Annotated in this window: 15 protein-coding genes; 1 reads left to right on the plus strand and 14 read right to left on the minus strand. The window is 54.9% G+C overall.

Features of this window, described 5'->3' with window-relative positions:
- Window positions 1-3: 3 nt before the first annotated feature.
- From murG to KNP60_RS05240, 12 genes are all read right to left on the minus strand, one after another.
- Window positions 4-1,080 carry an undecaprenyldiphospho-muramoylpentapeptide beta-N-acetylglucosaminyltransferase gene (gene murG, locus KNP60_RS05185; RefSeq protein WP_214797042.1) on the minus strand — a complete coding sequence of 359 codons (1,077 nt, stop codon included), beginning with the start codon at window positions 1,078-1,080 and terminating at the stop codon, window positions 4-6.
- Complete coding sequence (gene murD / locus KNP60_RS05190) at window positions 1,077-2,414, minus strand: UDP-N-acetylmuramoyl-L-alanine--D-glutamate ligase (protein WP_251128222.1); 1,338 nt, start codon at window positions 2,412-2,414, stop codon at window positions 1,077-1,079. The genes murG and murD overlap by 4 nt, the downstream gene beginning before the upstream one ends.
- 15 nt (window positions 2,415-2,429) lie before the next feature.
- A complete protein-coding gene (gene mraY, locus KNP60_RS05195) occupies window positions 2,430-3,389 on the minus strand; it encodes a phospho-N-acetylmuramoyl-pentapeptide-transferase (RefSeq protein WP_214797043.1) in 960 nt (319 codons plus the stop codon).
- A 21-nt stretch (window positions 3,390-3,410) separates the two neighbouring features.
- On the minus strand, window positions 3,411-4,718 hold the full coding sequence (locus tag KNP60_RS05200) for a UDP-N-acetylmuramoyl-tripeptide--D-alanyl-D-alanine ligase (RefSeq protein WP_251131341.1): 1,308 nt from the start codon (window positions 4,716-4,718) through the stop codon (window positions 3,411-3,413).
- A 58-nt stretch (window positions 4,719-4,776) separates the two neighbouring features.
- Window positions 4,777-6,885, minus strand: coding sequence for a penicillin-binding transpeptidase domain-containing protein (locus KNP60_RS05205; protein ID WP_353048635.1), 2,109 nt, complete (start codon window positions 6,883-6,885; stop codon window positions 4,777-4,779).
- Window positions 6,886-6,923: 38 nt separating this feature from the next.
- Window positions 6,924-7,286 carry a cell division protein FtsL gene (ftsL, locus tag KNP60_RS05210; RefSeq protein WP_251126243.1) on the minus strand — a complete coding sequence of 121 codons (363 nt, stop codon included), beginning with the start codon at window positions 7,284-7,286 and terminating at the stop codon, window positions 6,924-6,926.
- A 23-nt stretch (window positions 7,287-7,309) separates the two neighbouring features.
- Window positions 7,310-8,242 (minus strand): 16S rRNA (cytosine(1402)-N(4))-methyltransferase RsmH, encoded by a 933-nt coding sequence (gene rsmH, locus KNP60_RS05215; protein ID WP_034777067.1) that lies wholly within the window; start codon window positions 8,240-8,242, stop codon window positions 7,310-7,312.
- Window positions 8,243-8,410: 168 nt separating this feature from the next.
- Window positions 8,411-9,967, minus strand: coding sequence for a bacillithiol biosynthesis cysteine-adding enzyme BshC (gene bshC, locus KNP60_RS05220; protein ID WP_353048636.1), 1,557 nt, complete (start codon window positions 9,965-9,967; stop codon window positions 8,411-8,413).
- Between the two features lie 24 nt (window positions 9,968-9,991).
- Window positions 9,992-10,351 carry a DUF3397 domain-containing protein gene (locus tag KNP60_RS05225; protein WP_214797045.1) on the minus strand — a complete coding sequence of 120 codons (360 nt, stop codon included), beginning with the start codon at window positions 10,349-10,351 and terminating at the stop codon, window positions 9,992-9,994.
- On the minus strand, window positions 10,345-11,184 hold the full coding sequence (locus tag KNP60_RS05230) for a 2-dehydropantoate 2-reductase (protein WP_214797046.1): 840 nt from the start codon (window positions 11,182-11,184) through the stop codon (window positions 10,345-10,347). The genes KNP60_RS05225 and KNP60_RS05230 overlap by 7 nt, the downstream gene beginning before the upstream one ends.
- Before the next feature lie 107 nt (window positions 11,185-11,291).
- Window positions 11,292-11,465 (minus strand): 50S ribosomal protein L32, encoded by a 174-nt coding sequence (gene rpmF / locus KNP60_RS05235; RefSeq protein ID WP_015881300.1) that lies wholly within the window; start codon window positions 11,463-11,465, stop codon window positions 11,292-11,294.
- 22 nt (window positions 11,466-11,487) lie between these two features.
- On the minus strand, window positions 11,488-12,015 hold the full coding sequence (locus KNP60_RS05240; RefSeq protein ID WP_034777064.1) for a YceD family protein: 528 nt from the start codon (window positions 12,013-12,015) through the stop codon (window positions 11,488-11,490).
- 157 nt (window positions 12,016-12,172) lie between these two features.
- Between KNP60_RS05240 and KNP60_RS05245 the strand changes: the two genes are divergently transcribed.
- On the plus strand, window positions 12,173-13,303 hold the full coding sequence (locus KNP60_RS05245) for a tRNA(Met) cytidine acetate ligase (RefSeq protein ID WP_214797047.1): 1,131 nt from the start codon (window positions 12,173-12,175) through the stop codon (window positions 13,301-13,303).
- On the opposite strand, the gene KNP60_RS05250 is transcribed toward KNP60_RS05245, so the two are convergent.
- Window positions 13,282-14,274 (minus strand): SepM family pheromone-processing serine protease, encoded by a 993-nt coding sequence (locus KNP60_RS05250; protein ID WP_214797048.1) that lies wholly within the window; start codon window positions 14,272-14,274, stop codon window positions 13,282-13,284. The genes KNP60_RS05245 and KNP60_RS05250 overlap by 22 nt on opposite strands.
- Window positions 14,271-14,768: a pantetheine-phosphate adenylyltransferase gene (gene coaD, locus KNP60_RS05255; RefSeq protein WP_034777061.1), complete on the minus strand. Its 498-nt coding sequence runs from the start codon at window positions 14,766-14,768 to the stop codon at window positions 14,271-14,273. The genes KNP60_RS05250 and coaD overlap by 4 nt, the downstream gene beginning before the upstream one ends.
- Window positions 14,769-14,771: the final 3 nt, after the last annotated feature.

Raw genomic sequence — 14,771 nt, forward strand, 5'->3', positions numbered from 1 at the left:
CCTTTATCGGCGGACTTCTTCGACGAGGTCGGCGAGTGATTCCGCAGCTTGCGGGAACCCTAGCCGTTTCGATGCTTCTGCCATCTCATCATGATGGGCCAATACGTGACGGATCGACTTGACGAGTGTCTCGCCCGTCAAGTCTCCTTCTTTGATCAATTCGGCCGCGCCGCTCTCAACGAGGGCTGACGCATTTTTCGTCTGATGATCGGCCGTCACATACGGGCTCGGAATCAAGATGCTCGGTAGACCGAGCGCGGTCAACTCCGAGATCGTCGACGCGCCGGCCCGTGACACGACGAGGCTCGCGCAAGCGAGAAGCTCAGGCATATCGTAGACGTATGGCAAGACATGGACGTTTTCAGCTGTTGGCGCGGTGGCCACGACGTTGTCGTAGTGCACGTTCCCGGTGACGTAGAGCACGTTCACCGGTTCAACCGCGAGCTCGGGAATAGCTTCGATGACAGCGCGATTGATCGCTTCTGCCCCGCGGCTTCCGCCGTAAATCAAGACGATCGGCCGCTCATCGATACCGTACTCGGCACGGACGGCCGCCTCATCTACGGTCGTCTTCAACACTTCGCTCCCACGCGGGTTCCCGATGACGCGAACGTTCGCTCCGGGAAACTGCGACTCAGAACCGGCGAACGACAAGGCGACGCGGTCGGCTTTCTTCGAGAGGAACTTGTTCGTCAAGCCCGGGATGCTGTTCTGTTCATGCAAGATGGTCGGGATGCCGAGTTGTTGTGCGGTGAAGACGACCGGTCCTGAGACGAAGCCGCCCGTTCCGATGACGACATCCGGACGAAACGTCTTCATCTCTTTACGTAACGTGAGGACGGATTGAATGAACCAATACGCCGTCTTGATGTTGTCGAGCGATAGAGAACGTTTTAGTCCGGCAATCCGGATCGATTTGAACGGGACGCCCGCCCGTGGAACGAGGTCAGCCTCGAGACCGTTCTCAGTCCCGATATAAAGCACCTCGAGCTTCGGGTGCCTCGCTTTGAGTGTGTCGAGAAGAGCGAGTGCCGGGTAGATATGTCCACCCGTCCCTCCACCAGAAATCATAACTTTCATCGATTGGCCTCCTCATATGCATTCACGAGTCGGACGAAATGTTCGCCGCGCTCTTCGAACGTCTTATATTGATCCCAACTTGCACAAGCCGGCGATAATAAGATCACGTCATCAGTCGCCGACTGTTCGAACGCGAGCGGGACCGCCGCCTCGAGCGTAGCGACCGCGAACGACGGAATCTGCTCGGCCTCACCTAACGACTTAAACCGCTCCGCCGTCTCGCCGTAAGCGACAATCGCTTTGACCCGGCCGAGAGCCGGAACGAGAGAAGTGAGGTCGGCGCCACGTTCGAGTCCACCGCACACCCAGACAATCGGGGCCTCGAAACCGTTCAATGCGGCTTCGGCGGCCACGTTGTTCGTCGCTTTCGAGTCGTTATACACCCGGCGGCCGAGCACTCGTCCGAGGCTCTCTGTACGGTGGGCCACTCCGCCGAACGTCTGAAGGACGCGTTCGATGTGTGCTCGCGGAATGTCGAACGGTTCGACGAGCAACAAGGCTGCCAACACGTTCTCGACGTTATGGGCCCCACCAAGGGCAAGGTCCTCGACGCGGATGACCGGTTCTCCATGAAGCGTGATCCAGCCGTCCACTACGTGTGCGTCTCCACTGTCGTAACCGAACGTTGAGGCGGGAAGACCGGACGGGACACGTTTCATCACTTCCGTGTCGCTGCCTTTGACGACGACACGGTCTGCGGCCGTCATGTTCCGGAACAAGTTTCCTTTGGCATCGGCATACGAGTCAAAGTCGCCGTGGTAATCCAAATGCGCCGGTGACAAGTTCAACAGTGCCGCCGCTTGCGGATGGAACTGTTCGACGCCCATCAGTTGGAAGCTCGACAGCTCGATGACGATGACGTCACCCTGCTTCGCTTTCGATGCCACTTCGATGGCCGGGAAACCGATATTCCCTGCCACATGCACCGGACGACTTCCCCCTTTAAGCAATTCGTGGACGAGCGTCGTCGTCGTCGTCTTCCCGTTCGAACCGGTGATGGCGACAAACGTGGCATCGGTCGCCAAGTAGGCGAGCTCCACTTCTGTATAGATCGGGATGTTCCGCTCAAGCGCTGCTTGGAGGAGCGGGATGTGATACGGGATACCCGGATTTTTGACGATCATGTCCGTCGTGTCGAGCAATTCGAGCGGATGGGAACCGAAGACGCCGTTGATGCCGAGCGCTTCGATTTTCATCCGTTCTTCCGTTGACGGTTCGCTCCCGGTATTGATGGTCACGTTCGCGCCGACATTTCTTAAGTAAGCGGCAGCGGCGATGCCGCTCCGTGCCGCGCCGAGTACGAGGACTCGTTTATCGTTCCACTGTTGTTGCATGTCTTCCACCATCCATTACATGAGTAGTAACGACAAGACTGCCGTGATCAAACTAATTCCACCGAACGTCAAGACGATGCGCCATTCTGACCAACCGACCATTTCGAAATGGTGATGGATCGGGCTCATCTTAAAGATTCGTTTGCCCGTCGTCTTGAACGAGAGCACTTGCAAGATGACGCTGAGCGTCTCGATGACAAAGATGATACCGACAAAGACGAGCAACAACTCGAGTTTGAGCATGAGGGCGAGACCTGCGACCGCACCGCCGAGGGCGAGCGACCCCGTGTCGCCCATGAAGATTTTTGCCGGGTATTTATTGAAGACGAGGAAACCGAGCAAGGCGCCGACGGCACTGAAGGCGAACCAAGCGATTCCGGCTTCGTCTTGCCCGAGGGCATAGATGCCGAAGAAGGCGAACGTCGGGATAGCCGAGAACGAGACGAGACCGTCGAGACCGTCCGTCAAGTTGACCGCGTTCGAGAAACCGACAAGCCAGAAGATGACGATGGCCACATAGAACCAACCCGTTTCAAACGCGATCGAGGTGAACGGGATTTGAATCGTCGTGTCGAGCTCCCCACCGAGTGAGAGGAACCAGACGAACAGGACGGAGACGACGATTTGACCGATTAATTTCTGGAGCGATGTCAAACCGAGGTTACGTTTGTTGACGACTTTGATGTAGTCGTCAAGGAAGCCGATCACACCGAAGGCGAGTGTCACGAACAAGAGCGTCCCGAATCCGGCGACGGCTTCTCCGAAGACGACCGAGACGAGGAATCCGATGATGAGGGCGAGCAAGATGACGATGCCTCCCATCGTCGGAGTGCCTGATTTCTTTTGATGCCAACCCGGACCTTCGTCACGGATTTCTTGGCCAAACTTTAAGTTACGCAGTGCCGGGATGGCCCGCGGCATGACGACCAATACGGTCAATAATGAACTGATTAAGACGATTAAACTGATTATCATGTTCGTACCTCACTACTCTCTTTATTGAACTAAGCGCTCAAGCGCCAGTCCTCGCGATGCTTTTAACAATATCACAGTCTGGGGGCGTTGATAACTGCCGAGAAGCACTTTCGCTTCCTCGACGGTCGGCACCGTTGTCACGTTCACACGCGGGTCGGTAATGCCGTTCGCAATCCATTTCGCCTTCTCTCCGATGAGCACGCAATCCGTGACCGGGGCCGTGATGACACGGCCGACACTTTCGTGTTGCGTGACTTCATCTGCGCCAAGCTCATACATGTCACCGAGGACGAGGACACGTCGCGTGAACCCTTCAAGTGTTTTCATCGTCTCGATGGCGGCGATCATCGAAGTCGGGCTAGCATTATAGGCATCATTGATCAAGTGCGCATCACCGAACATCCGCTTCTCCATCCGCATCGATGTCAACTGGACCCGATCGAGTCCGCGTTGGATCGTATCGTGTCCCAATCCGAACTTGAGTCCGCAAGCGATCGCATAGGCGGCGTTGCGGATTTGATGGGCGCCGAGCACTTTCAATTCATATAACTCGTTGTTGTAACGGAAAATCGAAGCATCGAACGTCGCCTCCACGACCTCGAGCTTCCCGTCAGCCGTCGCCTCATAACCGACGCGGTACCCGCCAGCTTCACTGAGGAGCGGCTCGTCGGCATCGACGATCAAGACGCCATCCGGTTTCAGACCGGCTTTGATCTCGAGTTTCGCCTTCGCGATACCCTCGCGCCCCCCGACTTGTTCTCCGTGCGACTCTCCGATATTCGTGACGAAAGCGATATCCGGTTTAGCGAGCTTCGACAATAATTCAATTTGACCGAATCCGTTCATCCCCATCTCGAGGACGGCGACTTCCGTATCGCGTGGCATCCGTAACACGGTGAGCGGCAAGCCGACATCCGAGTTGAAATTGCCTGCCGTCTTGTGTGTCTTAAACGTCTCGCCGAGCACGACGGCAATCATATCTTTCGTCGAGGTCTTTCCGTTCGATCCGGTGATGGCGACGACTTTTGGATCAATCTCTGCCAAGTAGCGGGCTGCCGCCTCTTGAAGCGCCTGAAGCGGCGATGCGACCGGAATGGCGACAATCCCTTCCGGCAACGGCCGGTCTTGCTCCCAAAACGTCACGATCGCACCTTGTTTGACGGCAGACTCGATATAATCGTGTCCATCGACACGCGCCCCGATAATCGGGACGAACAAGCCGTCGGCATTGTCGTCTCGCGAGTCGGTCGCGACGTGGCGGACCTCGCGCGAATCATTTATTTCCATCCCAAACCAAGATGCGAGTGTTTGAATCGTCAACTGTTCCATAACCATTTCCTCCTGTGACAAAGGAAAAGAGAGCCGAGGCCCTCTTCATCCCTTTGCGTTAGTTCGACGGTGACGCGAGCTTCACTTTCAGCGTCGCCCCCGTCTTGACGGGCTTGCCTTTCCCAATCGATTGGGACGTGACGAAGCCGGTGCCGTCTATTTCTAAATTCAATTGATAAAGCGTAGCCAACCGCTTCACGTCACGAAGTGACCACCCCTTGAGCGTCGGCATCGCGAACGACTCCGCCGTCTTTAACAGCAACCGCTCACCGACGACGTACGGTTGGCCTTCGACCGGACTTTGCGCCGTGACCGTCTCACCGTTACCGAGTGCCACCGGTGTGAACGCGGCCGCTTTGGCTTCCTTCACCGCCTCGTCACGGCCTTGCCCGACGAATGACTCTGTCGTCTTCGTCGACGCATCGATCGTCTTCGCCTGTTTGTCCGGCTCGACACTCCGGTAACGGAGCGCGACGTCCATCACGTCTTTGAACAGCGGTGCCATGATACGCGGCCCCGTCGTCGACGAGTCACTGTTCGGTCGGTCGACGGCGATGTACATGACGAGTTCAGGGTCGTCCTCCGGCGCCATGCCGACGAACGAATGGATATATTGTCCACTCAAATACTTCCCGTTCTCCGCGATTTGTGCGGTCCCGGTTTTCCCGATGACGCGGTAGTTGTCGAGGGCGTACAATTGCCCCGTCCCGACGTCACTGTTGACGACGCCGTCAAGCGCTTCCCGCGTCTGCTTCGCCGCCTCGGCCGTGATCGGTTGTCCGACGACTTTCGGATTCGTCGTCCGAATCGTCTCACCCGTCTCACGATTGACGACTTTTTTAATGACGTGGGGTTGTTTCATCGTCCCATCGGTCGCGATCGCTGACGTCGCTTGCAAGATTTGCATTGGCGTGACGGCCGTCGATTGACCCCATGCTGTGATCAAGACGTTGAGCGGGCTCTCGAAATCGAACTGGCTGTTGACCTCGCCCGGTAAATCGACGCCCGTGCGTTGGTCGAACTTGAACGCTTTGAAATAATCCTCGTAGCGACTGAGTCCGAGCCGTTCGTTCGCCAATATCGAAAAGGCGACGTTCGACGAGTGCCAGACGCCTTCTACCATAGGAATCGTACCCCATCCGGTAATGTTGTAATCATTGAATACGGTCTTGCCATACTTATATGAACCCGACTTGTACAGTTCGTTCGGGTTGTAGACACCTTCGTTGATGGCAGCGGCCAACGTGAAGATCTTCATCGTCGACCCCGGCTCGAAGCGGGACGATACCGAGAAGTTGCTGTATGAGCTGATTTCACGCGTGTTCGGATCGAATGACGGGCGGTCCGACAAGGCGATGATTTCGCCGGTCTTCGGGTCCATAATGATCGCCGTCGCGTTCTTCGGCTTGTACTCTTTATACAGCTCTTCCATCTTCGTATCGAGCAGCTGTTGAATGCGGTGATCGATCGTCAGTTGGACGTCCGCCCCATCTTCCGGGTCAACCTTCAATTGCTCGTCACTCGAGACGAGTTGACGGCCGGCCAAATCTTTCTCGAACCGATACAGCCCATACGACTCGCTCAAGACGTCATTGAGTGACTTTTCAATCCCGAGTTCTCCAACGAGTTCGATCCGCCCATTCTGGTCAATCTTTTGGGCGTATCCGACGACGCTTGATGCGAACACTTTGTTCGGATAATAGCGTTTCGGTTCTTCGACGAACGTGATCCCGGGAATCTTGAACGTTTCAATCTCTTCTTTTTGTTCGACCGTCAAATCACGACCCGGCACGCCGAACTCGATTTGCCCACGGTCTTTGTTTTGCTCGAGCCGTTTCAAGATGTCACCTTCCGTCATCGGAAGCACGGTCGCAAGTTGCTTCGCGGCCTCAGGAAACGCTTCGGGCATGAGCGTCTTGTTCTCTACCCGCTCGCCGCCGAGCTTCAACACGGCCACGACTCGATACGACGGGATGTTGATGGCGATTGGTTGTCCGAACCGATCAAAAATCTCGCCCCGCTCCGCTTTTAACGTACTGACCGCTTTCCAGCGTTCTTCCTCGGCGAAGGCGAGCATGTTTTCCCCTTTGTACGTCTGGAAGACGGACAAATAAAGGAACCAACCGACAAAAAATAAAAAGAGTGGTGTGAAGCAAACAATCGCCACCCACGCCACTCTTTTTTTACTCTGTTGTAGAGAATTCATCAGTCAATCACCTTGACGTTGTTCTCATTGAATTGCATTCCGAGCTTTTCAGCAATCGCATAGATTCTCTCAGGTGAGCTTAGTTGGGCGATCTCATACTTCAATTCTTCATTCTCTTTCGCGATCGTGTTCGTCTCTTGTGTGATCAGAGCCGTGTCGCGCATGATGTTGTACGCTTCGTTATGTTTCGATACCGTGATGCCACCGAACAAGACAACTGAACAGATCATGGTCGGGTACAGGATGGATTCGAACAAAGTCAACGTACGTCGTTTTGGAGCTGGTATTGGTCGTTCTTGCGGAATCGGATTGCGATTCGGCGAAACTTGAGGCTGCAAAGCCTTGCGAGCAGCTTCTGGCATCAGGTATCCCTCCTACGTACAGTCTATTTTTGTTTTTCTGCGACCCGAAGCTTGGCTGAACGGGCCCGGCGGTTGTCTTCAAGTTCAACGTCCCCGGCCGTGATCGGCTTGCGCGTGATCAACTTCAACTCGGGTTCAAACTCTTTCGGGATGACCGGCAATCCTGGTGGTAACGGCGGATGCTGGCTTCTCTCTTTGAAGACTTGCTTACAAATCCGATCTTCTAACGAGTGGAACGTGATGACACAAATCCGTCCACCGATGGCGAGTAGATCGATCGCGTCTTGGACGGCGCGGTCGAACACGTTCAATTCATCGTTGACGGCGATGCGGATCGCCTGGAACGTTCGTTTCGCAGGGTGTCCGCCTTTTCGTCGTGCCGGCGCCGGAATCGCGTCTTTGATCAACTCGACGAGTTCAAACGTCGTCTCAATCGGCTTGACGGCACGGGCTTGCTCGATCTTGCGGGCGATCTGTTTCGAGAATTTCTCTTCCCCGTATGTAAAGAAGATGCGGGCAAGGTCCCCGAACGGCCATTCGTTGACGACATGGTAAGCCGATAGCTCACGCGAACGGTCCATGCGCATATCTAACGGCGCGTCGTAATTGTAGCTAAAGCCACGTTCGGCCTCATCGAGCTGCGGCGAAGACACGCCAAGGTCAAACAATACCCCATCGACCTGGGTGATTCCCCGTGCCAGCAGTTCATCTTTCAAATGGACGAAGTTGCTTTTAATGAACGTAACCCGGTCCTCATATGGAGCCAACCGCTCACTCGCGTGCTTGAGCGCGACGTCGTCTTGGTCAAAGGCGTACAGATGGCCTGTCGTCAAACGCTTGACAATCTCTTCGCTGTGACCGGCTCCTCCTAACGTACAATCGACATAAATCCCGTCTGGCTTAATATTCAATCCCTCAATGGACTCCATTTTTAAAACCGTTTCATGCTCAAACATACAAAAACCCTCTCAACCTACATTTTTCAACTATTTTATTACGTTTACTTTATCATAAAAATGTCAAGCGCCGCATAGGTTTTTAGCGAAAAGAGGAAACAAAAAGGTAACAAACAAAAAAGATTCCCTGATTGCTCAGGGAACCATCAAAAAACATTGGTATTTATTTTACAGTTTAACGAGACATCGCTCCGATTCAGACTGTTCGTAGGCGGCAAATAGCCGTTTGAACACATCGAGGCCATGACGATTCAAGAGCGGTACCATCGACCAGATCCGTTCTTGTGGCGCATCCATCGGTAAGAGCCTTGTCGACAGATGAATCCGCCGACTGTTCAACCGATATTGGTCACGTTTCGCCTCGGCCCGCATCTCGTCAGCGAGCCGATCAAGTACGTGTCGCGCCTTGGCGTCAAATCGATGGCCCCGCTTCCCGGCTTCGCGACCGAGCGCTTCCGTGAGCGTTCGATAGGCGTAAAGACTCTGGTCGAACGCCTCGTCATCGAACGTATGGTCCGGCAACGGGTTCGTCAAGTAATCGACGAGCGTCACGCCTTCTTGGGCAAGCTTCTTCTCATCGTTCGTCGAAACGAGGACGGCCCCGAGCCGTGGGATGAGGAGCGGCATGTTCCAACCAAAGAGATGGAACAGCGGGCGCAACTGAAGCCAGTAGGCGATTTCCCCCGGACCGGCGATATAAGCGAGCGTCGGGAACAAGAAGTCTTGCATGAGCGGACGTGACACGACGTTGTTCGAGAACCGCTCCGGGTGCTCCTCGACTTGTTGCAACAACTCGGCCTCGGTGAATCGATGGCCTCGTTTCGTCGTGAACACCCCGTCTTGTTTCGTCAACAACTCGCGTGTGCCGTCGTGATAGAACAGATGGGCCGCGTCCCGGTTCAAGTCGACGTGTGGCATGCCATCCTCGAACGCCTCTCGTAGCGCCGTGTTCAGACGATCGTGTTCACGAATCAACCGCTTGAATGCGTCGCGCTCGAGCGCCCGGACTTCCGGTTGGTGCGGGTCGAACAGGATGAAGTCTTCTCCGACGAACCGGCGCATCATCCGCCCGAAAAATTCGGCGAACGAATGGCTCGCTTGGAGCACGGCAACGAGCTCATGATAAAGTGTCGTCGTGTATGGCGTCTCCGTCTCTGATAACAGCACACGCTGTAGCATTTGCACGAGCTCAATTTTCAGTCGATCGAATTCTAACTCCCCGATCGATGCCTTGCCGGCGAGCGGGACCGTCGATAGCGCCTCTTTACGCAATTGACGCGACAACGGTTGGCTCACGAACACGTGGTTGATTTCCGCATAGTCGTGATCCTCGGTCGCCATCCAAAAGATCGGGATGACCGGTTTGTTCAGTTTCGCTTCTGCCTGTTTGGCTTTTTTGATCACGGTCAACAGTTTATACACCGCGAACAACGGACCACCGAATACCCCGACTTGCTGTCCGGTCACCATCGTCAACGCCTCGCCTCGAGCCAACGCGTCGAGCTTTGACTCGAGCTCGGGAGACATCGGACCGTGGACGGTTTGTTGGTCTCGCAATATAGTTACAAGCGCGGGCAAATGCGTGAACGAACGTCCAGTCAGTTCGTCAGCCCTCGCCTCGAGTTCGTCCATCCCTTTATAGTCCAGCCATTTCGAATAACCTGTCTCCACCTGCATCATTGGAGACGACGGGGCGTACATGGCATCTAGCGACTCTATCCTCACGTATAACGACTTCCTTTCAAACGATTAATACATCATCTCGCGTGCGATGCCGATCGTTAACAAGACGAAGTGGGCCGGGACGAGCAACAAAAACAATAGGCGCCACCCGTGCACGAACATCTTCGAATAGACGACATCCTCATCACGCACCCGCTGCCAAATAGCGTTGGCAGGGAAGATGGCGGCACAGACGGCTAGCAGCAGCCAGAACACATCGACCCCTACAATCGCCTCGAGCAAAATCCCACACGCGTAGAACCATAGGACCACGCCGGCATCACAGACGAGTTTGAACGTATTAACCGATTTCGGCATAATTTTTCTAAGTATCATATACACCATAAACCAAATGACGAGTGGAAATGAAACAATATACACTAGCACGATACGCTCGCTCCTAAAATTAATTTTTGTAGGACGGGAATGACGGTTAACGTGATGCCTCGCTCGTCGGCCCGTTTCAACAGCGGTGTCAAGATGGCGTTGACCTCGGTCTGGCGCCCTGCTTCGATGTCACGTAACATGGAAGACCGGTTATGGGCCGTTTTTTCAATGATGGTCTCGATATATGTATACGGCACGTGCCGGTCGAACAATGTGGACAATTCCGCATAGACGGCATCGGCGATGTCACGGCAAGGCGGCGAAGCGACCGCACCATTTTCGACACGACAGAGCGCTGTGATCGGATTGATGATCGCGTTCGCGAATAGCTTCTCGGTGACGACTTGCTCGATGTCTGCTTCCCAGACGACATCGAGTGGAGATGCGTTGAACGACATCTCTTCGAGCGAGCCGAGGCTGCCAATCCGGATGCGCCCGAGCCCGGTATGCTGGAGCCGGTCGCCATCGCGGCTCACGCCATGTTCGACCACGCCGAGATGAAACCCTCGTTTCCGTGCGTAGTCGAGATGGGCAATCCCGTTCGAACAGATGAAGACGGGCACGTCCCCTGACAATCGTTCCGTCGCCGCCTCGACCTGGTGTGCTTTCGTCGTCACAAAAAAAACGTCCTGCTCCGACTCGACGAGTGTCGTCACCGGACAAAGGCTTACATGAGCCGTCCCGTTCGTGACGCCGATTCGTTCGATCGTCACGGTCGTCGCCTCGTCGACACGGCCATAGAGCGTCACCGTGTAATCCGGTTCGAACAGCGAAGCCATCAGCATGCCGACGGCGCCGTTCCCGATAATCCCAATTCGTTTAATCGGCTTCATTGCCATCCCTCCACGTCTAGTCTGCACTCAAAAGTTTACCACAATCTGTTTCCACGACCCAAAAAGAAAAAAAGAAGCGATCTCCGAGGAGACCGCTTCTTTTCGCATTATTTGCTTGTTACTTCTTTACCGTTGTAGTGTCCGCAAGATTTGCATACACGGTGAGAAAGCTTCATTTCGCCACAGTTCGGGCACTCGTTCATACCAGGTACGTTGAGTTTGAAGTGAGTACGACGAAGACGTTTGCGAGTTTTCGACGTTCTACGGAATGGTACTGCCATCGTTGTCCACCTCCTTGAAAAGTTAGCCGTTCTCGTCCTCTTTTTTAGAGAACAAGTCGGCGAGGCCCGCGAGGCGCGGGTCAATTTTTGGTTGGTCGTCCGGCTGCTCGTCAATGACGGACCAGCCTTCCCCTTCAACCTGAGTTTTGTCTGTTTCGTTCCCGAAAACTTGCATCGGGACGTCTAACATGATGAGCTCTCTTACGATTGGTCGCAGATCAATCGTATTTCCTTCTGGCAAATTGACATCATCGAATTGCTCCGTATAACGCCCATTCTCCAAAAAGAAAGGCTCGAGCGATTCAATATCAAATTCATAGATGACATCGTCCAACGTACGCGCATCTGGCAACGTCAGGTCACCTTGAACCTTCAAATTGAATGTAACTTGATTAGATGTGAACGACGCATCCCCGTGCACATGCACCGGGCGAATCGAACGGATATCCGGATGGAGCTGAGTAAGCTCTGGTAGTTCGACCATCTCATCGATGGCAAAACTGTCACCCTGGTTTCGTAGCTTAAGTAGCTGTGCAATAGACCACTTCATCCGAATCACCTCAATTGCAACAATATGAATTATAGATAGGCCAACTTGTTTTGTCAATGTTTTTTCTTTACACTAAAATCAGTTGACGACGGCGCTTTGCCAAAGCGTACTTATCCATCTTACACCAATCCAATCGACAATGCAAAGGAGTAATTTTATGCGAAAAACGGCCATCATCGCTGAGTACAACCCGTTCCATAACGGGCATCTCCATCAAGCTGAACGAGCACGGATCGAAACGGGCGCCGATGCCGTCATCGCCGTCATGAGCGCCCAGTTCACCCAACGCGGGGAACCGGCGGCGTTCGACAAATGGAGCCGCTCGAAAGCGGCCGTCCAGACGGGCGCGATTGACCTCGTCGTGGAACTGCCGACCCGTTACGGGGTACAACGTGCCGACCGGTTCGCAAGCGCCGCCGTCGCCATCGCCGAACGCATGCAGTGCCAAACGCTGTCGTTCGGAAGCGAGAGCGGAGACATCACAGCCGTGAGACGGGCCGCGGCCGCAAACATCGAGGCGACGCCAGCTTATCAGACGGCACTAAAAGAAGCGCTTGACCAAGGACGATCCTCGGCCAAAGCGTCGAGTGAGGCGTTCGGTGCGCTCTATCCCGATTTCGACTTGACGCTCCCGAACAATATCCTCGCCTATCACTACGCGAAAGCGGCGGCGACGATCGAGCTCCATACGATTCGTCGCCTCGGTGCGGGATACCATGACCCAAGCGTCTCAGACGTCATGTCGGCCACGGGGGTGCGCGGCCACTACTTGGAGACAGGTATGGTCCGGGCCGTCCCTGACGCCACGAGAGCCCTGTTTGCGGACGTGTCGATGGCACACTGGTCACTCTATTGGCCCGTCTTGCAGTACAAGTTACGGACCACCCCGAAAGACGTGCTCGACCAACTTGTCGGCATCGACAGTTCGTTATCACCGCGTTTGATTCAAGCCGGTCTCGAGCCGACGTTCGAGCAGGCGCTCGCTCGACTGTTGACGAGACGCTACACTCGGACCGCCATTCAACGTGCTCTCGTCTCTGTGCTCGTCCATTGGCGCCGCGATGAGCTGCCAGAGAGTTTCGATGAGGTGCCTTACGTCCGCCCGCTCGCGTTCAACGCGATTGGACGAACCGTGTTGAAAGGCATAAAAAAAGACGTACCGCTCATGAGCAAGTACCATCCTGACCTTGCGTTCGAGGCTCGAGTGACCGAGGCGTATCGCCTTCCTCTCGGAAATCGGTCACTCGTCGAACACGTACAAACCCCTCAATTCATTGACTCCAAATAATCGATGGCCTCCTCGACCGTCTTGACCGGAACGACTTTGATGTCACTGTCTAGGCGATCGAGCGATTCCATCGCCTCATCGTAATTTGATCCGTCCGGCACGAAGAAAACCGACGCACCGGCCCGGTCGGCGGCGACGATTTTTTGCCACGCCCCGCCGATTGGTCCCACGGTCCCGGTCTCATCGACCGTGCCGGTACCGGCGATCACAGCCCCGTCCGTCAAATCACCCGGTGTCAACTGATCAAAGATTTCAAGCGTGAACATAAGACCGGCCGAAGGTCCTCCGACGTTCGTCAGTTCGAACGAGACTTCTGGGACTGTGCGCACGTCTTGAATCGGTAACGGTTCATAAATCCCGAGACCGACCCGGTCGCCGGTCCGGTCGAGCGGCTGGATAAGCGTATCGACCTCCAGCTCCCGTTCATCCCGTTCGAGCGTGACGGACACTTCATCGCCGGCTTCGAACGAAGCGACACGTTCGATGAAGTCGAGACGCGACGCGAACGACTGGCCGTCGATGGCGGTGATCACGTCACCCGGTTTCAAGACGTTCGCCGCGAGCGACCCGCTGATCGGGGCGGAGACATACATCCCTTCGAACGAAACCGTCACGTCGGCGTCCGCCAACTCATAGGCGTATTGAATCGCCGCCTGCTGGGACGATGCCATCAACAGTTCTTGTCTTCGCTCGTAGTCTGCCTCCCCTTCTCCCTCATACAAGTATCGACTGGCCGGGCTGGCATCGGTGAACGGCGTGAACCAACTGCCGACGAGCCAAAGCGGAGTCGCCCGACGTTGCGAGATGGTCACCATCTGTAGCTCGCCGGGTTCTTTATACCCGCCTTCGACCGTCATGAATTCTTCAATCGTCGTTGCTTCCCCCGGGTAGGTGATGTAATACGGGAGCGGCACAAACAAGAAAATCAAGACGGCCACGAGCAACCCGAAGCCGATTTTGAGCGACTTCATTGTCCTTGGCTCACTTTATACTTTTGACGCAAGGCGTGCTCGACTTGTTCAGGGACGAGTTCAGCGACGGACGCCCCGTATTTGGCGACTTCTTTCACGATTGACGAACTTAGGAACGAATATTGGCTGTTTGTCATCATAAAGAGCGTCTCCACGTTCTCATTCAACTTTTTATTGATGGATGCGATTTGAAGTTCATATTCAAAATCAGAGACGGCCCGCAGCCCACGGACGATCGTTGCCGCCTCACGCTTCGCTGCATATTCGACGAGCAATCCCCCAAATGCGTCGGCGGTGACGTTCGGCAAATGGGTCGTCACTTCACGGATGAGCGACAGGCGCTCTTCTACATTAAACAATGGTGCCTTGCTCGAATTTTCGAGCACGGCGACGATGACTTCGTCGAAGATGGCTGCCGCCCGCTCGATGATATCTAAATGACCGTTCGTAATCGGGTCAAAGCTCCCCGGGCAAATCGCGATACGTTTTGACATGTT

Source organism: Exiguobacterium sp. s5 (assembly GCF_018618075.1).
GTDB classification, from domain to species: Bacteria; Bacillota; Bacilli; order Exiguobacteriales; family Exiguobacteriaceae; genus Exiguobacterium; species Exiguobacterium mexicanum_A.

Bases quoted from the DNA above. Each gene is read 5' to 3' on its own strand.
- murD (WP_251128222.1), bottom strand. From the start codon at position 2,414: ATGCAACAACAGTGGAACGATAAACGAGTCCTCGTACTCGGCGCGGCA.
- rsmH (WP_034777067.1), bottom strand. From the start codon at position 8,242: ATGTTTGAGCATGAAACGGTTTTAAAAATGGAGTCCATTGAGGGATTG.
- KNP60_RS05245 (WP_214797047.1), top strand. From the start codon at position 12,173: ATGCGAAAAACGGCCATCATCGCTGAGTACAACCCGTTCCATAACGGG.
- murG (WP_214797042.1), bottom strand. From the start codon at position 1,080: ATGAAAGTTATGATTTCTGGTGGAGGGACGGGTGGACATATCTACCCG.
- mraY (WP_214797043.1), bottom strand. From the start codon at position 3,389: ATGATAATCAGTTTAATCGTCTTAATCAGTTCATTATTGACCGTATTG.
- KNP60_RS05230 (WP_214797046.1), bottom strand. From the start codon at position 11,184: ATGAAGCCGATTAAACGAATTGGGATTATCGGGAACGGCGCCGTCGGC.
- KNP60_RS05250 (WP_214797048.1), bottom strand. From the start codon at position 14,274: ATGAAGTCGCTCAAAATCGGCTTCGGGTTGCTCGTGGCCGTCTTGATT.
- KNP60_RS05200 (WP_251131341.1), bottom strand. From the start codon at position 4,718: ATGGAACAGTTGACGATTCAAACACTCGCATCTTGGTTTGGGATGGAA.
- KNP60_RS05240 (WP_034777064.1), bottom strand. From the start codon at position 12,015: ATGAAGTGGTCTATTGCACAGCTACTTAAGCTACGAAACCAGGGTGAC.
- coaD (WP_034777061.1), bottom strand. From the start codon at position 14,768: ATGTCAAAACGTATCGCGATTTGCCCGGGGAGCTTTGACCCGATTACG.
- ftsL (WP_251126243.1), bottom strand. From the start codon at position 7,286: ATGCCAGAAGCTGCTCGCAAGGCTTTGCAGCCTCAAGTTTCGCCGAAT.
- rpmF (WP_015881300.1), bottom strand. From the start codon at position 11,465: ATGGCAGTACCATTCCGTAGAACGTCGAAAACTCGCAAACGTCTTCGT.